The organism is Leucobacter sp. OH1287 (assembly GCF_003859945.1).
Classification (GTDB): domain Bacteria; phylum Actinomycetota; class Actinomycetes; order Actinomycetales; family Microbacteriaceae; genus Canibacter.
This window is the reverse complement of the sequence record NZ_RQYM01000009.1, coordinates 41,909-64,295: the sequence shown is the minus strand read 5'-3', so window position 1 is coordinate 64,295 and position 22,387 is coordinate 41,909. Positions and strand designations below refer to the sequence as shown.

Annotated in this window: 24 protein-coding genes; 9 read left to right on the top strand and 15 right to left on the bottom strand. The window is 59.4% G+C overall.

Features of this window, described 5'->3' with window-relative positions; translation table 11 throughout:
* The first annotated feature begins 56 nt into the window (after positions 1-56).
* Positions 57-1,358 carry an acyltransferase gene (locus EII30_RS06395; RefSeq protein ID WP_124886501.1) on the top strand — a complete coding sequence of 434 codons (1,302 nt, stop codon included), beginning with the start codon at positions 57-59 and terminating at the stop codon, positions 1,356-1,358.
* Here the strand turns inward: EII30_RS06395 and EII30_RS06390 are convergent.
* Positions 1,345-3,336, bottom strand: a complete 1,992-nt coding sequence (locus EII30_RS06390; protein ID WP_124886500.1) for a M13 family metallopeptidase — start codon at positions 3,334-3,336, stop codon at positions 1,345-1,347. The genes EII30_RS06395 and EII30_RS06390 overlap by 14 nt on opposite strands.
* Before the next feature lie 135 nt (positions 3,337-3,471).
* On the opposite strand from EII30_RS06390, the gene EII30_RS06385 reads away from it, so the two are divergent.
* Positions 3,472-4,848 carry an MATE family efflux transporter gene (locus tag EII30_RS06385; protein WP_124886499.1) on the top strand — a complete coding sequence of 459 codons (1,377 nt, stop codon included), beginning with the start codon at positions 3,472-3,474 and terminating at the stop codon, positions 4,846-4,848.
* 84 nt (positions 4,849-4,932) lie between these two features.
* On the opposite strand, the gene EII30_RS06380 is transcribed toward EII30_RS06385, so the two are convergent.
* Positions 4,933-5,256, bottom strand: a complete 324-nt coding sequence (locus EII30_RS06380; protein ID WP_199731590.1) for a multidrug efflux SMR transporter — start codon at positions 5,254-5,256, stop codon at positions 4,933-4,935.
* Positions 5,257-5,493: 237 nt separating this feature from the next.
* On the opposite strand from EII30_RS06380, the gene nucS reads away from it, so the two are divergent.
* The 5 genes from nucS (at position 5,494) to tagD (ending at position 8,189) form a co-directional block, all read left to right on the top strand.
* Complete coding sequence (gene nucS, locus EII30_RS06375) at positions 5,494-6,186, top strand: endonuclease NucS (RefSeq protein WP_124886498.1); 693 nt, start codon at positions 5,494-5,496, stop codon at positions 6,184-6,186.
* 120 nt (positions 6,187-6,306) lie between these two features.
* Positions 6,307-6,924 (top strand): SseB family protein, encoded by a 618-nt coding sequence (locus EII30_RS06370; protein WP_233569334.1) that lies wholly within the window; start codon positions 6,307-6,309, stop codon positions 6,922-6,924.
* A complete protein-coding gene (locus tag EII30_RS06365) occupies positions 6,921-7,574 on the top strand; it encodes an HAD hydrolase-like protein (protein WP_124886497.1) in 654 nt (217 codons plus the stop codon). Before EII30_RS06370 ends, EII30_RS06365 begins: the two co-directional genes overlap by 4 nt.
* A complete protein-coding gene (locus EII30_RS06360; RefSeq protein WP_124886496.1) occupies positions 7,571-7,795 on the top strand; it encodes an SCO4848 family membrane protein in 225 nt (74 codons plus the stop codon). Before EII30_RS06365 ends, EII30_RS06360 begins: the two co-directional genes overlap by 4 nt.
* Position 7,796: 1 nt before the next feature.
* Complete coding sequence (gene tagD / locus EII30_RS06355; protein ID WP_124886495.1) at positions 7,797-8,189, top strand: glycerol-3-phosphate cytidylyltransferase; 393 nt, start codon at positions 7,797-7,799, stop codon at positions 8,187-8,189.
* 142 nt (positions 8,190-8,331) lie between these two features.
* Here the strand turns inward: tagD and EII30_RS06350 are convergent, their stop codons facing one another.
* The 4 genes from EII30_RS06350 to EII30_RS06335 all read right to left on the bottom strand — a co-directional run bounded on the left by EII30_RS06350 (position 8,332) and on the right by EII30_RS06335 (position 12,213).
* Positions 8,332-9,087, bottom strand: coding sequence for an amino acid ABC transporter ATP-binding protein (locus EII30_RS06350; RefSeq protein ID WP_124886518.1), 756 nt, complete (start codon positions 9,085-9,087; stop codon positions 8,332-8,334).
* Positions 9,088-9,107: 20 nt separating this feature from the next.
* Entirely contained in the window at positions 9,108-10,118 is a 1,011-nt protein-coding gene (locus tag EII30_RS06345; protein ID WP_124886494.1) for an amino acid ABC transporter permease, read from the bottom strand.
* Positions 10,119-10,155: 37 nt separating this feature from the next.
* Positions 10,156-11,055 carry an ABC transporter substrate-binding protein gene (locus EII30_RS06340; RefSeq protein WP_124886493.1) on the bottom strand — a complete coding sequence of 300 codons (900 nt, stop codon included), beginning with the start codon at positions 11,053-11,055 and terminating at the stop codon, positions 10,156-10,158.
* 411 nt (positions 11,056-11,466) lie between these two features.
* Positions 11,467-12,213: a YggS family pyridoxal phosphate-dependent enzyme gene (locus tag EII30_RS06335; protein ID WP_124886492.1), complete on the bottom strand. Its 747-nt coding sequence runs from the start codon at positions 12,211-12,213 to the stop codon at positions 11,467-11,469.
* Between the two features lie 161 nt (positions 12,214-12,374).
* Here EII30_RS06335 and EII30_RS06330 point away from each other — a divergent pair, with 161 nt between their 5' ends.
* On the top strand, positions 12,375-14,132 hold the full coding sequence (locus EII30_RS06330) for an AMP-binding protein (protein ID WP_124886491.1): 1,758 nt from the start codon (positions 12,375-12,377) through the stop codon (positions 14,130-14,132).
* 143 nt (positions 14,133-14,275) lie between these two features.
* On the opposite strand, the gene EII30_RS06325 is transcribed toward EII30_RS06330, so the two are convergent.
* From EII30_RS06325 to rpmH, 9 genes are all read right to left on the bottom strand, one after another.
* Positions 14,276-14,515 (bottom strand): LPXTG cell wall anchor domain-containing protein, encoded by a 240-nt coding sequence (locus EII30_RS06325; RefSeq protein WP_124886490.1) that lies wholly within the window; start codon positions 14,513-14,515, stop codon positions 14,276-14,278.
* A 40-nt stretch (positions 14,516-14,555) separates the two neighbouring features.
* Positions 14,556-15,635, bottom strand: coding sequence for a ParB/RepB/Spo0J family partition protein (locus EII30_RS06320; protein ID WP_124886489.1), 1,080 nt, complete (start codon positions 15,633-15,635; stop codon positions 14,556-14,558).
* A complete protein-coding gene (locus EII30_RS06315) occupies positions 15,635-16,525 on the bottom strand; it encodes a ParA family protein (RefSeq protein WP_124886488.1) in 891 nt (296 codons plus the stop codon). Before EII30_RS06315 ends, EII30_RS06320 begins: the two co-directional genes overlap by 1 nt.
* Positions 16,526-16,707: 182 nt before the next feature.
* Positions 16,708-17,367 carry a 16S rRNA (guanine(527)-N(7))-methyltransferase RsmG gene (gene rsmG / locus EII30_RS06310; protein ID WP_233569332.1) on the bottom strand — a complete coding sequence of 220 codons (660 nt, stop codon included), beginning with the start codon at positions 17,365-17,367 and terminating at the stop codon, positions 16,708-16,710.
* Positions 17,368-17,489: 122 nt separating this feature from the next.
* Positions 17,490-17,993: a R3H domain-containing nucleic acid-binding protein gene (locus EII30_RS06305; RefSeq protein ID WP_124886486.1), complete on the bottom strand. Its 504-nt coding sequence runs from the start codon at positions 17,991-17,993 to the stop codon at positions 17,490-17,492.
* On the bottom strand, positions 17,993-18,952 hold the full coding sequence (gene yidC, locus EII30_RS06300; RefSeq protein WP_124886485.1) for a membrane protein insertase YidC: 960 nt from the start codon (positions 18,950-18,952) through the stop codon (positions 17,993-17,995). Before yidC ends, EII30_RS06305 begins: the two co-directional genes overlap by 1 nt.
* The gene (gene yidD / locus EII30_RS06295; protein ID WP_124886484.1) at positions 18,952-19,263 is read right to left on the bottom strand and encodes a membrane protein insertion efficiency factor YidD; all 312 of its coding nucleotides are present in this window, start codon (positions 19,261-19,263) and stop codon (positions 18,952-18,954) included. Before yidD ends, yidC begins: the two co-directional genes overlap by 1 nt.
* Positions 19,260-19,736, bottom strand: coding sequence for a ribonuclease P protein component (gene rnpA, locus EII30_RS06290; protein ID WP_255409819.1), 477 nt, complete (start codon positions 19,734-19,736; stop codon positions 19,260-19,262). Before rnpA ends, yidD begins: the two co-directional genes overlap by 4 nt.
* A gap of 25 nt (positions 19,737-19,761) precedes the next feature.
* Entirely contained in the window at positions 19,762-19,899 is a 138-nt protein-coding gene (gene rpmH, locus EII30_RS06285; RefSeq protein WP_124886483.1) for a 50S ribosomal protein L34, read from the bottom strand.
* A 358-nt stretch (positions 19,900-20,257) separates the two neighbouring features.
* Here rpmH and dnaA point away from each other — a divergent pair, with 358 nt between their 5' ends.
* Positions 20,258-22,003, top strand: coding sequence for a chromosomal replication initiator protein DnaA (gene dnaA / locus EII30_RS06280; RefSeq protein WP_124886482.1), 1,746 nt, complete (start codon positions 20,258-20,260; stop codon positions 22,001-22,003).
* The last annotated feature ends 384 nt before the right edge of the window (positions 22,004-22,387 follow it).

Below are 22,387 nucleotides of genomic sequence, written 5' to 3'. Positions count from 1 at the left end.
TTAGTCAGCAAAACATATGCGCAAAAGACCCTGTTTATCTAGTAACTTATTCAGTTATGGAGACGAAACGCCCCCTGCTCAAGCTGCCTAAGTCGGCCGATATTCCCGCCGATCGCGACCTCGCCGTTGATGCGGCGCGTGTTGGCTGCCTGCTGCTCGTGGTACTGATCCACCTGCTAATGGTTGCCGCGGTCGCCACCCCGACCGGTATCGTGTTCTCAAAACCGCTCGAGGATCAAACCTGGTTCACCGAAATCACCTGGGTTGGGCAGATTATGCCACTGTTCTTCATCCTCGGCGGCTACACCGGGATCCGCTCGTGGCGCAGCACCGTCGCCCGCGGCGAAACCGCCAGCAGCTATGTTTACGGTCGACTGCTCAGACTGCTCAGGCCAGCGGTGCCGTTCTTTGCGGTGATGGCGCTTTTGCAGGTGGGTGGATCCGCCCTCGGCATCCCCGGTTACATCCTCGACGGCATCACCGGCGGTGTCGGCACCCCGCTCTGGTTCCTCGCCGCGTTCCTGCTCGCGCAGTGCGCTGTGCCGTTCACGTCGCGGTTACACGAGCAGCACCGCTGGCGAGCCCTCGTGCTGCTCGGCGCAGCGATTATCATCATCGACATGATTACCGCTCTCACCGGTATTTCTGCGATCGCGTGGGCGAACTTCCTGTTTGTTTGGTTGTTTGTGCAGCAGCTCGGATTCTTCCTGCTTGACGGATCCCTCGCCCGCCTGCGTGGGCGCCCGGGCGGTATCGCCTGGCTGCTGGCGATAATCGCCGTCAGCTACCTGCTGCTCACCCTCGGCGTGCTCGCCGGCTGGTACTCGCCCAACATGCTCGCGAACCAAAACCCGCCCCGCGGAGCCCTCGCGCTGCTCGGCGTCGCACAGCTCGCCGCCTTCCAGCTGGTCGCCCCACTGCTCAGACGCGCCATGCGGGCTCGTGCCCTACAGGCGGTTGTTTTCATCGTCGGCAGCCGCGCCATGTCCGTTTACCTCTGGCACCTGCCCGTGATTGTGGTGCTGACCGGTATATTACTGCTGATGCCAAAGGTTTTCCAGATCCCCGGCACAGCATTCTGGTGGATCACGCGCCTCCCCGCCTACCTGCTCGCGTTGACGCTGGTGCTGCTCCTGGCGACACCGCTCGCGCGCTTCGAAAGCATCCCCGCCAAATATCGCACCGGCACTCCGGCGGCGCTGCCGCTCGCGGCGGCCGTGCTGCTCACCTTCACGGCGGCGTTCCTCGTCACCGTTGCGGGACTCCTCCTACCGACGGCGGTGTTCGGGATCACGGCAACCACTGTTGCGTTGCTGTTGCTGCGATCCCGACCCGCTGCGGCCGCTACCAGATTGTGACGCGCTCTGCCGGATCCAGCCACAGCTGATCTTCGGGGGTCACCCCGAACGCCTCGTGGAACACGTCAAGGTTGCGCACGATCTGGTTGCAGCGGAACTCGTTTGGTGAGTGCGGATCAATTGTCAGCAGTCGCACCGTCTCAGCCGGGCGGGCCTTCTGCTGCCACGACTGTGCCCAGGCGAAGAAGAACCGTTCAGCGGCGGTTAACCCGTCAACCTCTGGCGCCTCGGCACCGTCAAGGTAGATGAGGTAAGCCTTCCAGGCGATTGCGAGACCGCCAAGATCACCGATGTTTTCGCCGATTGTCAGCTCGCCGTTAACCTTCTGGCCGTCTGCGCCCTCCGGTGACAGTTCGTTGTACTGGTTGATGAGTGACTTGGTGCGCTCCTCGAATGCGGCGCGATCCTCGTCCGTCCACCAGTTAACGAGCTTGCCGTCACCGTCGTACTGTGAACCCTGATCGTCGAAACCGTGCCCGATCTCGTGTCCGATTACAGCGCCGATCGCACCAAAGTTCGCCGCCATATCGGCGTTCTTGTCGAAGAACGGGGGCTGCAGAATCGCTGCCGGAAAGACGATCTCGTTCATTCCCGGGTTGTAGTAGGCGTTAACGGTTTGCGGTGTCATAAACCACTCGTCCTGATCAACCGGCTTGCCGAGCTTGTTAAACTCCCGGTCAAGCACGTATTTTGCGACCGCTTTCGAGTTTGCGATGAGGTCATCGCTCACCGCAAGTGAACTGTAGTCACGCCACTTGTCTGGGTAGCCGATCTTTGGTCTAAACTTTTCGAGTTTCGCGAGCGCTTTCGCCTTCGTTGTCTCGCTCATCCAGGACAGTTCGGTGATTGACTGCTCGTACGCCCTAATCAGGAACTGTACCAGCTCATCCATCGCCGCTTTTGCTTCGGGATCGAAGTGCTCGGCGACGTAGAGCCTGCCAACCGCCTCACCCATTGCGCCCTCGGTGAAGCTAACACCGCGGCGCCAGCGTTCCCGCTGCTCGGTTGCGCCGGTTAGCGCGGTGCCGTAAAACTCAAAGTTGGCGCTTGAAATCTCGGGGCTGAGCAGCGCTGCGCTGCCGGAAACCAGGTGCCAGCGCAGCCACTCAAGCCACTGCGGCAGGCGATCCTCGGTGAGCAGTGCAGCGATCCCGGCGAGCGCTGACGGCTGGCAGATGACGAACTCTTCCGGAGCGGTTTTCCCCATTTTCTTGAAAACACGCTCCCAGTCAAGCTGCGGTGTCAGCTCCTGCAGTTTCGCGAGCGGCTCAAGGTTGTAGATCTTTTGGATGTCACGGCTATCGACCTTGTTCCAGTGAACATCGGCGATTCTGTTCTCCAGCTCGTAAATCTTGGCGGCACGCTCCTCAGCGTCAGCTGTTGAGGAGGCAACCCCGGTGAGTTCCAGCATCTTCGCGATGTGGGCGCGGTACTTTTCGCGAATCTCAGCAAACTGTTCCTCATGGTAGTAGGACTCGTCGGGCAGCCCAAGACCCGACTGCTCAAGGAACAGCACATAGCGCTCCGGGTCACCCGGGTCGGTGTAGACAAACATGCTAGCGAACCCGCCGGCTATTCCTGCCGCGTCAAACTCGCTAACCAGGTCAACAAACTCGGCAACCGTTTTCACCTCGCCGATCCGTTTCAGCTCCGGCTCTAGCGGGGTTGCGCCCAGTTCGGTCAGGCGCTGTTCGTCCATAAAACTCGCGTAGAGCTGCCGAATCTTCTGCAGGTCCGCAGCCGCCGCAGGGTCGTCGCTGGTGGATCCGCCCACCCCCGCGTCATCGCCCTCGCTGGTGATGAGCCGCTGTACCGCAGCCTCGGCGTTCTCGGCGAGCACCGCGAAGTTGCCGTAGCGAGCCTTGTCGGCGGGGATTTCGGTGCGGTCGATCCAGAGCCCGTTGACGTGTCTGTACAAATCGTCCTGTGGACGCACCTTTGGGTCTAGTTCTGATTTATCAATACCTGAAACAGTCATGCTCTAAGCCTAGCGAATTAACCTGCTGTCTGCGGCCTGCACTAGGATTGAAACAGCAAATTTACAGCAGCCGCCGGCTGCCCTCCGTCAGCAGCCGCTGGCTGCCCCATCCTTAGCGAGGACTCCTTCTCTAAAATGCCACGGCTCTCCCACGACCAGACCGCCATAACCGCAAAACATCGGATCGATAAGCAAATTTTTGCGCTCGCGTTGCCGGCGCTCGGCTCCCTGGTTGCGGAACCGCTGTTCCTCCTCGGCGACACCGTGATGGTGGGTCACCTGGGCGCAGCAAACCTCGCGGGGCTCGGCGTCGCCGCCACGGTTGTGACAACCGTTGTCGGCCTCACCGTTTTTATCACCTTCGCGATCACACCGCTGGTTGCTCACAATCTCGGTGCCGGGCGCTTCCGTGACGCCGCCGCCGCGAGCGTCACCGGGCTGTGGGCCGCATCCGCGCTCGGGCTACTCTTCGGGCTTTTAATCTGGTTGTTCGCCGAACCAATAGTCGCCTGGTTTCTCCCCGATGCGGGGGTCGGCAGCGGCGTAACCAGCTTCGACGCCGCGCTCAGCTATCTGCAGATTAGCTGTTTCGGCCTGCCCGCGATGCTGATCTGTTTCGCGCTAACCGGCGCGCTGCGCGGCTATCAAGACACCCGCACCCCGCTTTACGTTTCAACCCTCGCCGCGATCCTCAACATCGGCATCAACTGGGTGCTGATCTACCCGCTGCAGCTGGGGATTGCCGGATCCGCCCTCGGCACCGTGATAGTGCAGTGGTTGATGGTGCTCACCTATCTCTGGTTCGTGGCGCAGCGGATCCGCGGCACCGGCGCGCGTCTCACACCACGCCGCGACCTGCTGCTGAAGTTTGGGCACAGCAGTGGCTGGCTGCTGCTGCGCACAACCGGGATGCGTGTTGTGCTCGTGCTGTCGCTCGCCGCGATCACGCTGAAGGGTGACGAGGCGACGGCCGCCTACCAGATCGGCAACACGGTTGTGACGGTTGCGGCGTTTGCGCTCGATGCGCTAGCGATTGCTGCGCAGGCGCTGATCGCCAAAAATTTGGGGGCGGCGGATCCGGTCACCGTCCGTCTCGTGACGAACCGCTGTATGCACTGGGGTTGGATCACCGGTTTTGTTGCCGCCGCGATTGTGCTGGTGGTTGCGTGGACCTGCGCGCCGCTGTTCACCTCGGACGCGAGCGTGCAGCTGCTGGTCGCGCTAAGCCTCAGCATTGCGGCGCTCGGCCAGCCGTTCGCGGCCGCCGCTTTCACGCTCGACGGCATCCTGATCGGTGCAAACGACGTCAAATACATGGGGATTTTTGCAACCCTCAACGTGCTTGTCTACACCCCGATTGTGCTGTTCTTCTACCTCACCCCCGACGCGCGCGCGGCAACAGCGCAGCTGCTGTGGCTGCTCGGCACCTACAATTTCTGGTACATGGGGCTCAGGGTGCTGCCGCTCTGGGTGCGGATCCGCGGCACCGCCTGGATGCGGCTCCCCGCCTGAGCGGGTGCGGGTGCGTTGGTTCCGGTCTGGATCCCTGCCCTCTCCGGTTATTTGCTCCCCCGCCGAGGCGAGCCGGCCTCGGGGCTAGTGCTCTCCCCCGACCTCCAGCAGCACAACGCCAATAATCAGCAGCGCCAGTCCCGTGACCTGAACCAGCGTCAGCTTTTCGCCGAATAACCAGATCCCGAGTATTGCAACCGCCGCCGTGCCGACCGCGGACCAAATAGCGTAAGCAACCCCGATGTTAAAGGTTTTCAAGGCAAAGCTGAGCAGCCCGAACGCGACGACGTAACCGATGATTGAGCAGACCGAGGGCAGCAGCTTCGACCACCCCTCCGAGTACTTCAACATCACGGTCGCAAAGATTTCGGCGGCGATCGCGCCCGCCAGGTAGAGCCATGCCAGCATACTGCCTCCGTCAGATTTGTGCGCAAATACTATTAAAAATCAAAACAGCCCGGAAAAGCAAAGCCGGCGGCGGTGACTGGCTGGCGCCCGCAGCAATGTTTCACGTGAAACATTGGATCCGCTTGCCGCCCGCGCCGCGGTCCCTGCCGGCGTCGCAACCGCCGACCCTGCCATAATTACCGCCCGCCGCCCGCGCATTTTGCGTATTTACAAGGGGCAGGCACTAGACTCTATTGGGTGAGAATTGTGGTTGCAGACTGCGCGGTTGACTACGCGGGGCGCCTCAGCGCCCACCTTCCCCGCGCGAAACGTGTTCTAATGTTGAAGGCCGACGGCAGCGTGCTCGTGCACTCCGACGGCGGATCCTACAAACCCCTCAACTGGATGAGCCCGCCCTGCACGCTCACCGAGGTCGCCCCGAGCGACGAACAAAAATCCGCCGGCATCGCCGAACTGTGGGAGGTGTCACAGCGCAAAACCTCCGACAAGCTCGTGATTTCGCTGTTTGAGGTGCTCGCAGACACGAGCGTCGATTTGGGGGTGGATCCGGGCCTGGTGAAGGACGGCGTCGAAGCTCACCTGCAGGAGCTGCTCGCTGACCAGATCGAACTGCTCGGAGACGGTCACACCCTCGTGCGCCGCGAGTACATGACGGCGATCGGGCCGGTCGATATTCTCGCGCGCAATCACGCTGGCGAATCAGTTGCCGTTGAGATTAAACGGCGCGGCGAGATCGACGGCGTTGAACAGCTCACCCGCTACCTGGAACTGATGAATCGCGATCCCCGACTCGCTCCCGTGCACGGGGTTTTTGCGGCGCAGGAGATTAAACCGCAGGCGCGCACCCTGGCGGAGGATCGCGGGATCCGCTGCCTCGTGCTCGACTACGACGCCATGCGCGGCATCGAGGATATGAACGCGCTGTTCTAAACCCCGCCGCCTAATCGCACGGCCTAATCGCACCATCCAGCCCCGCCGCCCCATCGCGCGGCAGAGAACCCGCAAGCGCTCAGCCTAAAAGCGTTCAGAGTAATAAAGTAAGGTCGAATCGTGACTACCTCAATCCCCAACCAGCCAAACAGCGGCGATCCGGCCGAGCAGGAACCAGCCGAGTCAGCTTCCGGCACGGCACCGCTGAACCCCGAGCAGGTACCGGCAGAGCCCGGCGCCGAGTTCGCCGAGCAGGATCTCAGCCAGCTCGCCGAGTTCGCCGACTACAGCAACACGCAGGCACGCGACGCGCTCACCGCGCTGCAGCAGACCCCCAACTACGAGCACCTGGCGGCGTTCCTTAATGCGATCCGCGAGGGATTCTTGGTGGTTGATGTAACCGGCACAACCACGAAGAAGCGTGGCATCCGCGCCCGCACCCTCCGTACCGCGCAGGGGCAGCTGGTCCTCCCCATTTTCACCTCAATGGACGAGCTCCGCCTCGCGGTTAAGGGTGGCGCGAAGGCAAACTCGCGAGCCGCACGCCGCAACGCAGCAGAACCAAAGGGCGCGGTTATGCCCGCCCGCGAGGCGCTGCAGCTGATCACCGGCGACCGCTTTGTCGCGGCCGAGTTCGATTCCGGCTCGGCAAAACAGGTGCTGCTGCGCCGCTATGTTGAACTCGCAGCGGACGATCAACCAATCACCGCCGAACTGCTTGAGGGGCTCAGCAAATGAGATTCTCCCCGATCATCTGGGACGTCGACGGCACAATCCTCGACTCCGGCGCCGAAATCTTTGAGCGGGTCACCCGGGTCGTTGAACTCCTCAAATATCCCGCGCTCGACCAGGCGCAGCTGCGGCGCTTTATCGGTCCGCCGCTAATCGAGAGCTTCGAGAAAATCGCGGGCATGTCCCCCGCCGACGCCAAGCTCGCAACCCAGCACACCCGCGCAATGGCGGAGGACCTGCCGCCCGACTACCTCGTCAGCCTCTACCCCGGCGTCGCTGAACTGATCCAGCAGCTGCACAGCCTCGGCGTGCCGCAGGCGGTTGCCAGCTCGAAGGCGCAGTGGCAGGTTGAGCGCGGGCTCGAACACTTCGGGCTCGCAGACTGCTTCGTGTCGCTGTGGGGTGCCGATATTCCGGCTGGGCGGATCCACAAACACGAGATGATCGCCGGCGCGGTCGCCGATTTAACCGCCGCCGGATTCGACGCCGCAGGCGGGGTGATGATCGGTGACCGGATCCACGACCTTGAGGGCGCTGCGCGGTGTGGGCTGCCAACCATCATCGTCGAGTGGGGATTCGGCGACGGTGAGAAAACCCCGGGAGCATACGGCAGAGCTAGCACCGCGGCAGAGCTTCAGCGTATGCTTGAACTATGACTATTTTGCTCGCTGTTTTGCTGCTCGTTAACGCCGTCTTCAACTTCGTTATCTGGCCGCCGTTCCTGCGCCGCGTGCGCAAAGACCAGCGCGCCTACGACGCCGAGGGCCGCGCAACAAGCTTCCTGAAGGTGCACGTCATCCTGATCGGCACCGCGTTCGCGATCGCGGGCGCCTCACTCGTTGGCGGCATTGCAGGCCTGTTAATCGAGAACCAGTAGCATGCGGCGGATCCTCACCTACGGCACCTTCGACCTCCTCCACTGGGGTCACATCAGGCTGCTGCAGCGCGCCCGCGCCTGCGGCGACTACCTTATTGTCGCCGTCTCAACCGAGGAGTTTAACCGCGGTAAGGGCAAAAAAACGTACCACGATTTTGAGACCCGCAAGAAGATGCTGGAGGCGGTGCGGTACGTCGACCTGGTGATCCCCGAGGAGAACTGGGAGCAGAAGATCGCGGACGTCAAAAAATACGAGGTTGACTCGGTTGTGATGGGTAGCGACTGGGCCGGGAACCCCAACTTTGAGGTGCTGCGCCCGCACTGCGAGGTTATCTACCTCGACCGCACAGAGGGGATCTCAACAACCAAGATTAAAGAGGAGCTTGGGCAGTAGCGAACCGCTGCCCCGCCGGCTAGTTACCGGTGAAGCAGCGGTTCTTGCGAGTGTGTGACGGTTAGCCCCGCGGGAAGCCAAGAAAGGGGGGAAAACAACTCCCCTCAGGGACTAACCGGCACAGTCTACTGCAGCACGCTAGTTACTTCAGCACCTTGCGCAGGAACGCCTTGGTGCGCTCCCGCTGCGGGTTGGTGAGCACCTGGGTTGGGTCACCAGCCTCAACCACAACGCCGCCGTCCATGAACACGAGCTTGTCGGCGACCTCGCGAGCGAAGCCCATCTCGTGGGTCACAACCACCATCGTCATGCCGGAGCGCGCGAGCTCCTTCATAACCTCTAGCACCTCACCCACAAGCTCCGGGTCGAGCGCGCTGGTTGGCTCATCAAACAGCATCAGCTTTGGTTTCATGGCGAGCGCCCGCGCGATCGCAACACGCTGCTGCTGACCGCCCGAGAGCTGTGACGGGTAGTAGTCGTGCCTGTCGGCGAGACCAACCTTCGCGAGCAGATCCATCGCCTCCGCTTTTAGCACGGTCTTTTCAGCCTTTTTGTGTAGCTGCGGCGCGATCATCACGTTCTCGAGCGCGGTCATGTGCGGGAACAGGTTGAAGCGCTGGAACACCATGCCGATGTCCTTACGCTGCGCAGCCGCCTCGCGCGGGTGTAGCTCATACAGTTTGCCGTTCTTTTCGCGGTAGCCAACCAGCTCACCGTCAACGAACAGCCTGCCAGCGTTAACCTCCTCCAGGTGGTTGATGCAGCGCAGGAAGGTTGACTTGCCGGAGCCAGACGGCCCCACCAGACACAGCACCTCGCCCGGCATAACCTCCAGGGAGATAGAGCGCAAAACCAGGTTTGATCCGTAGCTTTTCGAGACGCCCTCAGCTTTTACCATCGGGGTTACGGTTGTCACGGTTAACGCTCCTGTCCTGTTGCACCCGGTGCTGCAACACTGTCTGCGGTGTTGGTGGATCCGCCCGCCCCATCAAGCTCGGCAGCCTCGGGGAGCGTAATTACCCCCGTCGCAACCGTTGGCTTCATAACCTTTGGACGGTCGTTTGCGCCCTTTGCGAAGTGGCGCTCCAGGTAGTACTGACCGACCATCAGGATCGAGGTGACGGCGAGGTACCAAATGGAGGCGACGATCAGCATCGGCACCGGTTTGTAGGTGACCGCTGAAATATCGCGGGTTCTCGTGTATAGCTCGAGTGTGAACGGCACCGCGGTCACCAGCGATGTGGTTTTCAGCAGCGAGATGAATTCGTTGCCGGTTGGCGGGATGATAACGCGCATTGCCTGTGGCAGGACGATGCGGCTCATCGTGTGCCACCAGCCCAGACCGAGCGCGGTTGCGGCCTCGTTCTGTCCCTTATCAACCGAGATCAGACCGGCGCGAACAATCTCAGCCATGTAGGCTGACTCGTTCAAACCGAGACCCAGAATACAGAGAATGAACGCGTTCTTTAGAACCCCAGACACCTCGATCGACGCGAGCGGATCCAGTCCCGGGATGCCGAAATCGACGCTCTTGTAGATGGTTGCGAGCAGGCCCCAAAACACCAGCTGCACGTAAACCGGGGTGCCGCGGAACAGCCACAGGTAAACCCAGGCGACCGATCGCACAACCGTGTTTGGGGACATTCGCATAATCGCGAGGGTGACACCGACCGCGACCGCCAGGATCATTGACAGCACGGTGAGGACCAGGGTTACCCCAACGGCCTCCACAATGCGGCGATCAAACAGGTATTTGCCGACCTCTGGCCAGTCGTATGCCTGCCGCACAACGGCTGCGTCCCAGACGAACAGCACGGTCAGGATGACCAGCACAACCGCGAACACAATGCGGCCGGGTCGCTTTAGTTTAATCGCCTCAATCGGCTCAGTGTCGTAAAAAGGGGTTTTCTCGCCCGTTTTTTCACTCATCAGCTAATACACCTCTGCGGTTTTCACCTCTCGCGGTTTACTTGCCCGCGTTGATTGTTACCTTCTCGATTGCTCCGTCCTCAACACCGTGATCGCTGAGGATCTGCTCGTAGGTGCCGTCATCGAACAGGGACTGCAGAGCCAGTCGCACAGCCTCGGTCAGTTCGGTGTTCTTGTCGGTGACCAGACCGTAAGGTGCTGAGTCAAAGACGTCGCCGAGCTGCTCCAGCTTGCCACCGGTTTTTGCGATCGCGTCGAGCACAATCGGTGAGTCAGCGGTCATCACGTCAACATTGCCGAGCACGAGAGCCTGGGTTGCGTCCTCCTGTGCGTCAAACACCTTCATGTCAACGGCTGGTTTACCGGCTGCCTCACACTCCTCGGTGATTGCTGGAACCACGTCGGTGTGAGCGGTTGTACCGGTCTGCACAGAAATCTTCAGACCACACAGGTCGTCAGCCTTGAGGCCAGCGCCGCTGCTCTGTGCGTGCAGAATACCTGCCTCATAGTAGTCAACAAAGTCAACGGACTTCTGACGCTCAGCGTTGTCGGTGAATGATGATGATCCGAGGTGGTAGGTGCCGCCGGTGATCTGCGGGATGATCTGGTCAAACGCCGCAACCTCCCAGCGCACAGTCAAGCCGAGCTTCGCGCCAACAGCCTCAACCAGGTCAACCGCCCAACCCGCTGGCTTGTTGTTTGCGTCCTTGTACTCGTTTGGTGGGTAACCAAGGTCTGATCCGACAATCAGCTCACCGCCGTCACGAATATCCGCCGGCAGAGCAGCGCGTGCTGCCTCATCCACCTTCACGGACGCGACGGCATCGGTGCTGGTTTTCCCCTCACCCTCAGACGCGCTGTTGTCTGCGCAGGCGGTAATGCCGAACGCCAACGCCGCAGCCGCAATGAGCGCAGGTGCCTTGTATCGTAGTTTCATCTGATATCACTTCCTTGTGCTGTGCCCTATCTAAGAGCACCGCTCCGATTACCAACTTTTAAAAGAGCATCAAAACACTCTCATCAGCTACTTTAACTAAAAAGTGCGGCGGCTCGCCGGGTTTTTTCGGGCGGGGCGGGTGGATCCCCCATCAACCCCCTTGAAATTATTGATTTTTCGGGGATTTAGTCACCATTGCTAAAACATAACAATCGGATTACAAACACACCAGCAGGGATGTTCTCTATATCTAGTTACATAGAGTCTATATAACCAGGCTGGCGGGGCGGGCGGATCCGGGCAGCCCGGCATCGGGGCGCCCCGGCATCGAGGCACCCCAAGGAAACCCGGGCAGCCCGGCGCGGATCCAGCTGCTTAGCAAGCCCCCTGAGGCGGGGTGGGTGGATCCGCCTAGGAAACCCCTGGCCACCAGGTTGCGTCTGAGACGTTGCGCTTGCCGAAGATCGCGGTGCCGACGCGCACACAGTTCGCGCCCTCCTCGATCGCGACCTCGTAGTCGCCGGACATGCCCATCGACAGTTCGGCGGGGCCCAGCAGGTCCGCGTCGATGTCGCGCACCCGGTCGCGCACCGTGCGCAGCACCCGGAAACACTCGCGCACCCGCTCGGTGTCGCTGCTGAAGATTGCGAGCGTCATCAGGCCGCGAACCCGCAGCGCGCTGTACTGCGGCAGGGTTTTGATGAAGTCGACAGCGGCGTCGGGGGTAAGCCCGAACTTTGATTCCTCACCGCTGGTGTTAACCTGCACATAAACGTCGAGGCTGCGGCCGAGGCTCTGCAGGCGACGGTCGAGGGTTTCGGCGAGCCGGTCGCTGTCAAGCGCCTGGAACTCGCTGGCGAACTCGGCAACGTCCTTCGCCTTGTTGCGCTGCAGGTGGCCGATAACCGCCCACTCAACCTCAAGATCGGCGAGGTTTTGCCACTTGCGTTTCGCCTCCTGCACCTTGTTTTCGCCGAGCCGGTGCATACCCGCGGCGATGGCGTTGCGCAGCCCCTCCTCTGGAATCGTTTTGCTCACCGGCAGCAGCCGGATCTCGCTGAGGTCGCGGCCAGCACGCTCGGCCGCCGCCGCAATGTTTGCGTTCACCGCGGCAAGGTTTGCTCTGTACTCTTCAACACTCTTAACAGCTGATTCCATGCAGCTATTCTAGCGGCTGTTGGGCGGATCCCTAACCCAGGCGCTCACAGGTGGCTTGCTCGCGCCTCCACGCGCGGCTCGTTGGCCCGGATCCACTCCCCCTTCCTGGGGATTATCGACAAAACCGCCTGTTTCCGCCGGTGCTGTGAGACAATCTATATATGAATAGCAACGCATCAAACGCTTTCCGTGTCGCCCGCGATGAGCTGCTCGCGCTGTCTCCCGCCGAGCAGCGCACCAGTTTTGAGTTCCCGCGTGATCTTGAGGATTTCAACTGGGCGCACGACTGGTTTGACGTGATTGCGAAGGACAACGACCGGGTTGCGCTGCGCATCGCCGAGGTGGGAGGGGCCGACAACTCTTACACCTTTGCTGAGCTGTCTCGCCGCTCTAACCAGGTTGCGAACTGGCTGCTCGACCAGGGCGTGAAGCCCGGAGCCGTACTGATGCTGATGCTCGATAACCAGATTGAGCTGTGGGAGTTGATGCTCGCCGCCCTGAAAATCGGTGCAGTTATTTTGCCCACCTCGGTTGTGCTCGGCGAGCATGAGCTGGCGGATCGCGTCTCCCGCGGCAAGGTCAGCTGGGTTTTCGCGAGCCACGTCAACGCCGTAAAGTTCAACGATATTGCTGGCGACTGGCGCGGTGTGCTCGTCCACTCGGCGGCCGCTGACACCCTCTCCCCCGCCGCAAAAAAGGCGGCGAACGCCGATTTTTCTGAGTGGCTGCAGTATGACGATGCCGGATCCGCTAAGGACACCCCGGTTGCGAAGCTCGCCGCGGGCAAAGATCACGCGCTGCAGTATTTCACGTCAGGCACAACCAGCCTGCCGAAGATTGTTGTTCACGACCATATTTCTTACCCGGTCGGCCACCTCAGCACAATGGCTTGGATCGGCGTGAAACCGGGCGATGTGCACATGGTGATTAGCGCGCCCGGCTGGGGCAAACACGCCTGGTCCAGCTTCTTTGCACCGTGGCACGCGGAGGCGACAATCTACGTGCTCAACTATGCTCGCTTCGATGTTGATGAGCTGGTGGATCGCCTCGACAGCGCCGGAGTTAACACCTTCTGTGCTCCCCCAACGGTGTGGCGGATGCTGATCCAGCACGAGCTGCGCGTTAAACCACACGCCCTGCGTGAGGTTATTTCTGCCGGTGAGCCGCTTAATTCTGAGGTGATTTCGCAGATTAAACGCTGGTGGGGGCTGGAGATTCGCGACGGCTACGGCCAGACCGAAACGACCGCGCTGATCGGTAACCTGCCAGGCGACCGGATTGTTGCCGGCGCGATGGGCAGGCCGCTGCCCGGTAACAGCGTTATTTTGGCGGACCCGGTTACCGGCGATCCGCTCCCGGAATCCGGTGAGGTTGAGGGCGAGATCTGTCTGCCGCTGACCAGCCACCCGGTTAATCTGATGCCCGGTTATCTCGACAATCCTGAGGCGACCGCGAAGGCCACCCGCGGCGGGCTCTATCACACCGGCGATGTTGCTTCTCGTGGCGCAGACGGGCTGCTCACCTTTGTTGGCCGTACCGATGATGTTTTCAAGTCGAGCGATTTTAAGGTTTCACCGTTTGAGGTTGAGTCTGTGCTGCTGGAGCATCCAGCGGTTGCGGAGGCCGCTGTTGTTGGAGCACCTGACGAGACTCGCTTGAACATCACGAAAGCGTATGTTGCCGTCACAGCCGGGTTTGCGGAGGACGCTGACACTGCCCGCGCGATTCTCGCGCACGCCCGTGAGGCACTGCCACCCTACATGCGTGTGCGCCGTGTCGAGTTTTTTGTGCTGCCCAAGACCACCTCGGGCAAGATCCGCCGTGTTGAGCTGAGGCAGCGCGAAGAGGCTGCTTACAGCGCGGGCGAGCGGATCCGCACCGAGTGGCGCGAGAGCGACTTCCCCAACCTGAAGGGCTAGGCCCGGTACGGGGCGTATGCCCACGCAGGGATTTGGTCTCGGCGAGGCTACCTCACGGTGAGCTTAGCTCACCGCGAGGCTAGTTTAGCCGGGGTACCCGCTTAACCGGAGCTCCCCGCGCGTGCTAGGCTCGCGGTGCAAGATTAGACGGTTGTGTCTGGTCCGCCCGCTGCGCCGCCCTGCTCGGTTTCGGCTGCTGCTGCGGCCTGGGCTGCTTTGCGCTTCTTGCTGTTTCTCACACCGAAGAAGATCACGAGTGCCGCCAATACCAGCAGCACGATACCGGCGATGACGATGCCGGCGATCTGTGAACCGGTGTTTGCGAGGGTTCCGCCCGCGTTAAGCAGCTGGCTGACAAACTGTGTGCTGTTGAGTGTGTTCACGTTGTTCCTTCGTTTCGGGGGTTTTGTTCATTTTGCTGGACTATGACAGCCCCGGATCATCCAATTCTCGCAGAATCCGGTTGAGATCACCAGGGGTTGCAAAGTCGATCACGATCTGACCTTTTTTGGCGCCGAGTTTCACGGTTACTCGGGTGTTGAGCCGGTCACCCAGTCGCTCCCCCACTTCCGCGAGTGCGTGCTGTCTGCCACCCGCGCGAACACGCGCTTTCTTCTTTTTCGGTTCAGCGTTGGCCGCGTTCTCTGCCTCACGCACAGACAGGGACTCGTTAATGATCTTGTCTGCGAGTTTCTGCATCGCCTCCGGGTCACCGTCGAGCGATAGGATCGCGCGAGCGTGCCCTGCGGAGAGAACCCCGGCAGCAACCTTCGCCTGCACCGGCTCTGGCAACCGCAGCAGTCGGATCGTGTTGCTGATCTGCGGACGTGACCGCCCGATTTTCTTAGACAGCTCCTCCTGCGTGATACTAAAATCGGCCATCAGCTGCTGGTAGGCGGACGCCTCTTCTAGCGGGTTAAGTTCGGCGCGGTGCAGGTTCTCGAGCAGCGCGTCACGCAGCATGTTCTCGTCGCTGGTTTCACGGATCAGCGCAGGAATTGTGGTTTTCCCGGCTCTGCCGCTCGCCCGGAAGCGACGCTCACCCATAATCAGCTCAAACCCGGGCTCCCCCGCGGCCGGTTCTGGCGTGATCCGCCGCACAACAACCGGCTGGAAAACACCGAACTCTTTAATGCTGTGCGTCAGCTCGGCGAGCGCGGTCTCTTCAAACTCAGTGCGCGGCTGGACGCGGTTTGGCACAATGTCGGTCAGTTCCAGCTCGGTCAGTGTCGCGCCCGGCACCTCGCGCAGTGTCGAGTCTGCTGCCTCGCTGTTTTTCACAGCCGCTGCCGCCTTAGACGCGGCAATCACAGCCGCCGGCTGCGGGGTTTCGCGCTTTTTGTCGGCGGATCCGCCAGCGCCGCCTGCAGTGCCCGCTGCCTTATCTGCCTCGATTGTCTGACCCGGGAAGAACACATCTACGGGCCTGGTTGCACCGTTCGGTGCCTGCGGGATTAGCGCGCCAATGCCGCGCCCGAGCCCACCACGTTTTTTGCTTGCCATTAGTTGTCTCCTTCTGCTGGAATACCGCGGCTTGCAAACTCGTGCGCGGCTTCAAGGTATGCGATTGAACCAATATTTGTTGCGTCGTGCGCGAGCACTGTTTTGCCGAAGCTCGGTGCCTCACTAACCCGCACGGATCGCGGAATCTCAACGCGCAGTGTTTGCGCTGGGAAGTGCGTGCGCACCTCGTTCGCAACCTCGTGCGAGAGATTGGTGCGGCTGTCGAACATGGTTAAGAGGATTGTGCTGAGCGTCAGCCTCGGGTTCAGGTGCTGCTGAATCAGTTTAATGTTGTTGAGCAGTTGTGATAGCCCCTCCAGCGCGTAATACTCGCACTGGATCGGGATCAGCACCTCACCCGCGGCGGTGAAGGCGTTAATCGTGAGGAGGCCAAGGCTCGGCGGGCAGTCGATTAAAACATATTGGAACTGTTTTTCGGCGTCGCGCAGGAACTGCTCAATCGCCTCCTTCAACCTCACCTCACGACGGTCAAGCCCAACCAGCTCAATCTCTGCGCCAGCCAGGTGAATCGTTGACGGCACGCAGAACACATCCTCAGAATCTGAGCTGTTCTGCACAACATCCGCGAGTGACTTCTCGCCAATCAGCACCTCGTAGATGCTCGGTATTTCGGCGTGGTGGGGCACACCAAGAGCGGTTGAGGCGTTGCCCTGCGGATCCAAATCAATCACCAAAACTCTCGCACCCCGTCGTGCGAGCGCAGCAGCGAGGTTTACGGTTGTGGTTGTTTTACCGACCCCGCCCTTCTGGTTAGAAACCGAAATTACCCGTGTTTCTGCAGGGAGCGGAGTCTCAACACCCTGCAACCGTTTACGCCTGCGGATTTTATCTGCGATAGCGGATGCGAGTGGTGCACTGTTATCGTTCATAACTCCCCTAACTTTCTTTCAAGCATATTTAAACCTGCGGACATTTTATAACCAACGCTGACTGTTTAACCCGTTATCCACAGCCTCTAAACAGCGGTTTAGCTGGGCGGGTGACTGTTAACAACGGATCCCACACCGAGGCGCTGGGCTGCTGGGATCCACGAGCGCGGCACGCGACCGAGTTAGTCACTGTTCCTCTGCACTGTCGCACGAAACAGCCTGGTTTCCTCGGTGACGCCGGTTCCGAGCACCTCTATACCGCAGTCAACCAGCCGGTGTTTTCTGATCACCTTTTGGGCGTTATCAACCTCTGCGGCAACGTTCATACCCTTCAGGAACAGCAGTTCTCCCCCGTCCTTTGCGAGCGGTGCGGTCAGCGGAATGAGATTTTTTAGCGCGGTTACAGCGCGGGCTGTCACCTGATCCACCTCCCAAGCGCCGTGAAACTCCTCGGCTCGGCCGCGATAGACTGCGGCGTTGTCAAGTTCGAGGTTGACCAGCTGCTCGCTCAGCCAGGCGCAGCGGCGCTCCATCGGTTCAACGAGCCGCACCTCAACATCCGGGCGAATAATAGCGAGCACCAGACCGGGGAATCCACCGCCGGACCCAACGTCAGCGATCCTGCCGCCCGACTTTAGCTGCGGTGCGAGCAGAGCAGAATTGAGCAGGTGCCGAGTCCAGAGACGTGGTAGCTCCTGCGGACCGATCAGTCCAAGCTGCTCTCCCCGTTCAATCAGATCGGTCGCAAACGCCCGGAGTTTATCGATTCCCGCGCCCGCTAGTTCAACGGCGCAGTCTGGTTCAAGCTCTGGGCTGGTCTGCTTATGCTCTGAATGTTTCACGTGAAACATTTTACATTTCAGAACTGAGTTCCACCCAACATCACAGAAAACAGGTGACGAAAGCAGCGGCGGGAAGGGTTTATCACCCTCCCCGCCGAACAGCTAACTGTCTACGGATAGCATTAAGCGGATGTGATTACCAGCCTGCGATCACGGCCCTCACCGTGAGATTCTGAGTGGTAGCCGCGCTCCGCCACATAATCGTGCACAACCTTGCGCTCGTATGAGGACATTGCCGGCAGCTTAACCTCGGCCTTGCCCGCTGCGAGCTGCGCAATCGCCGCATCGACCTCGCGGTGGAGCTCCGCCTCACGGGCGGCGCGTGATCCACCAATGTCAAGAATCAGGCGGCTGAACTCACCGGTCTGCTGCTGCACAGCGAGCCGTGTGAGATCCTGCAGTGCCTGCACAACATCCGGGGTTGCGAACTGGATAAGCTCCTCTCCCCCGCCGGTGACAGAGATGGTTGCCCTGCCGTTTGCGACAGCGAGATCGAGGTCGCCATCAAAATCGGCAATGTCGAGCAGCGGCTCTAGGAAGTCTGCCGCCAAATCACCCTCGCGCTCAAGCGCCTCAAGTGACTGGTCCTGCTCGTCCGGTGCTGCTGCGGTTGTCTCGTTAGACACTATTTATTACCGCCCTTTCTCTTTGCACGCTTTGCGCTCATTGGCTGCTGACGCTGGCCCTGACGCTCCTGGCTAGCCTGTGCGCTCTCAACAGCGCGTGCCTCGTCCTCTGACAGTTTACCCTTTGCGAGCAGACGAGCCTGACGTGCACGCCATGCCTCACTGCCCGGGGTTGGCATTTTGTTGATAACAATCGCCTGCTGACCCATTGTCCAGAGGTTAGACGCGAACCAGTAGAGGTTCAGCGCGAGCGGGAACACAAAGCCGGAGAACAGGAACGCAAACGGAATGATGTAGAGCAGAATCTGCTGCTGACGGTACATCGGCGACGCCTTTGTCTCGTCAGAAACGTTCTTTGACATGATCTGCTTCTGGGTGAAGAACTGTGAGGCGACCATCAGGATCATAATCGCGCCGAGGAAGGCGGTAACCGCCCAGTTCTGCGACTCCCAGCCCTCACCGAAGTTCATGCGGATCGGCGCACCAAACAGCACCGCGTTGTTAAAGCTGTTTGTCAGGCGCTCTGTCATCAGGCCGACGCCGACGCTGCCCTCAGCTGCGGCGCGGAGCACGAAGTACATGGAGAAGAAGATCGGCATCTGCACGAGGATTGGCAGACACGACGCGAACGGGCTGGTGCCGTGCTTCTTGTAGAGACCCATCATCTCGCGCTGCATTGCCTCACGGGAGAACTGGTCGTTCTTGCCCTTGTACTTTGCCTGGATTTTGCGCATCTCCGGCGCAACTTCCATCATTTTGCGCTGTGATTTAATCTGGCGCACGGTCAGCGGAATAATCGCGGAACGAACCACGATCACAACGCCGATAATTGCAAGCAGCCAGGTTAAACCACTGTCGGGGTCCATGCCCAGGAACTCAAACAGGTTATGCCAGAGAGCTAAAACAGCCTCCACCAGCCACCTGAGCGGCCAGAAGATCGTCTGGAAAAACTCGTACATTAATGAATTTCCTTCCGGTTGCGCGGCCTTCTAAAGCCGTGCTTGGTTACTGTGTAAGTTTCGTTGGTTGCACGCGGCACATCGTCCACTCCCCCGCTGCTCCAGGGATTGCACCTGAGCAGACGCCACACAGTTAACCTGGTGGCTTGAAAGAACCCGCGATACTGGTATGCCTCTAAAGCGTATCGTGAACAGCTCGGATAATACCTACAAACTTGCCCATAAAGCGGAGAAATTAGTCTGCGATAAGCGATCATAAACGCAATTACCAGGTTGCTGGGAATCACCAACAGCCAGCGAAGCGTGGTCATACTGTCTCCCCCGCCGCTGTTGCCTGGTTGCTGCCACGACCGTCGCTGCCTGGCATGTCGTGCGTGGATCCACTGGTCGCCGTTTTTGGTGATCGGAACGGCCTAACGCGGTTCAGCTGCTTTAGCACAGAGTGCCTCAGCTCCTGATAGTCAACGGTTGCTGCCTGTGGAAAAACGCGGAATACCACGGTTGCACCGCTAAATCCCTCGCGCACCGCCTCGTCACAGATCGACTGCATTCTGCGCCTTACCAGATTGCGGGTTACCGCTTTACCAACGGCTTTTGTGATGATGAATCCAAAGCGCGGAGTGAGATCCACTGCCAATGTTTCACGTGAAACATTTTCGTTTTGATCACTCTCCGGGTACAACAAAACCGCGTGAGCTAGGCAGTGCTTGCCTCCCACGCGGTAACCGGTACGCACAACAGCGCGATAATCGGCGCCTCGCCTAATGCGATGCTTAGCCGCCACAGCGCATACCTGTTTGCTGCTTTAATTAGGCGCTGAGCTTAGCGCGACCCTTGCGGCGACGTGCAGCAAGGATTGCACGGCCGGCGCGGGTGCGCATACGCAGACGGAAGCCGTGCTTCTTAGCGCGACGGCGGTTATTTGGTTGGAAAGTACGCTTGCTCATAATTTCTCCGTAGAGTTACGAATTGAAGTTCACCAGTTTTTAGGCATGTCTAAATGAAACGTTGCCGTTACAGACATTCAACTCTATGCCAAAAGCCCCTCGCAAGTCAAACTGAAACAGCTATTTTTTGCGCCCTTTGCCGAGTTTTCCACAGTTATCCACAGATATTCGCAGTTTTCCACATTTTGTGGATATAAATTACAACATTGTTATTTACTTTTGGGATAAAGACCTAATATTACGCCAGCTTGCAAAGCTGTGGATAACTCTACTAGTCTATAAAAAGTTATCCACTTTTCGAGATAACTAGCAGCTAATGCTGGGGCAACTGACGTTATACGGCAGGTATTACATGACAATGGACAAGCAAATCTGGGATCGCACGATTGAGCTCGTGCGACAGAATCCCAGTGTTAATGCTGCCACCAGAACCCAGCTGTCAGTTGCTATCCCCCGCGGTATGGGCGGCGGCGCTCTCTACTTGGAGGTACCGCTCGAGTTCACAAAAACGATTATTGAGACGGTGCTGCGGGATCCGATTCTGCAGGCCTTCCAGGAGATCCCCGAGGCGCAAGACCTCAGCCACGTGCTTGTTCTCGTTAATCCCGCGTTAAATACCCAGTCAGGATCCGTTTCTGCGGGCAGTAACCAGGCTCAGGCGACACAGCCGCAGCCACCGCCGCCAGCGGATCCGCACCCCGCAGCCCCCACAACCCCCGCAAGCGCGCAGGCGCAACAACCCGCCGCAACCTACTGGTCAGGGGCCCAGAACGCTGCAGGCCAGAGTGGCGATTTGCCGCAAACCCGGCTAAAACCCGGGGATGAGGGCTCACTAGAAAGCTCAAACAACGGCCACAACGCACAGACGACAGATTTTTCAGACCCCCTCTCAGGCAGTGAGCTGCCCGGATCCACCGCGGCACAGACCACACAGTCACAGCAGCGTGGCGTGACAGAATCACCGATCAGTGAGCTTAAACCGGCAGGTGTCACAGTTTCTGCGACAAGGGATAACCATCAGGCGATTAGCACCAGGCCGGTAAACCCGAGCAAACCGCTGCTGAACCCGAACTACACCTTTGAGACCTTTGTGCCCGGCGACTCTAACCGTTTTGCCCGAGCAGCGGCGATGGCGGTGACGGAATCACCCGGTGACTCGTACAATCCGCTGTTTATTTACGGCTCTAGCGGGCTGGGTAAAACCCACCTGATGCACGCGATCGGCCATCAGGCGCTTGATTTGAACCCGGATTTGCGCGTGAAATACGTTGCAACCGAGGAGCTGGTTAACGACTTTATCAACTCAATCCACTCCACCGGCACCGAGTCGAACATTGAGGCGAGCAACGATTTTCAGGAGCGGTACCGCAATCTTGATATTTTGATGGTTGATGACGTGCAGTTCCTTGACGGGCGCACGGAGACGATTGAGGCTGTTTTCCACATCTTCAACCACCTGCACACGCACAATAAACAGGTTGTTTTCACGAGTGACGTGCACCCGAGTAAGCTGAGCGGTATTCCTGAGCGGTTGATTACCCGTTTTGAGTGGGGTTTGACGACGGATATTCAGGCGCCGAACCTCGAGACGCGCATTGTGATTCTGCAGAAAAAGGCAGAGCGCGAGAACATGTACATCCAGGATGACGCGGTTTTCGAGTTCATTGCCAGACACTTCACCTCCAGTGTTCGCGAGCTTGAGGGGCGCCTCACCAGGATCACCGCCTGGGCTGAGATTAACAACAAGGCGATCGATATCGACCTGGTGACAACCGTTTTGAAGGACGAGATTCCGCTCGAGCTGGTGCAGTCGATCCACCCGAAAGACATCATAAAAATCACGGCTGACCGCTTCAAAATCTCCGTTGATGACATGTGCGGTAAGTCTCGCGCACAGCAGATCACACTCCCCCGGCAAATCTCCATGTACCTCTGCCGCGACCTAACGGACCTGTCGCTGCCGAAGATCGGCCAGCTGTACGGCGGTCGCGACCACACAACGGTTATGCACGCGATCAACAAGATAACCGAGCTGGTTAAAAGCGATCGCCAAATCTACGAGCAAGTGAGCGAGCTCACCGAGCTGATCAAAAAAGAGCACTAGGCGGATCCGCCCGAAACAGCGCTGAGCGGATCCACTCACCACCGCGCCCACCAACCACCGCACCCGCGTAGTTTCCAGGCGCCGCTTCCCCGATGCGCCTAAAACAGCTAAACCACTCTCGCGAGGACCCGTTGATGCGCTGCCTAAAACTCCTAGCAAGCTCGCAGCTTTCGAGGGTTATTAACAGCACCTGTGGAAAACTTGTTGAAAACGGCTCTTTTTCGTGGATTACTTTTTTACCCCTGTGGAAAACGATTTCTGCCCTGTAATTTCATGGTAGTTTATCAACACGATATCCACACGGCTTCAACATGTTACAGTGGTGTAGTTACTTACAGAAATAAGGTATCCACCGAGTTATCCACATTTTCCACAGACGTAATA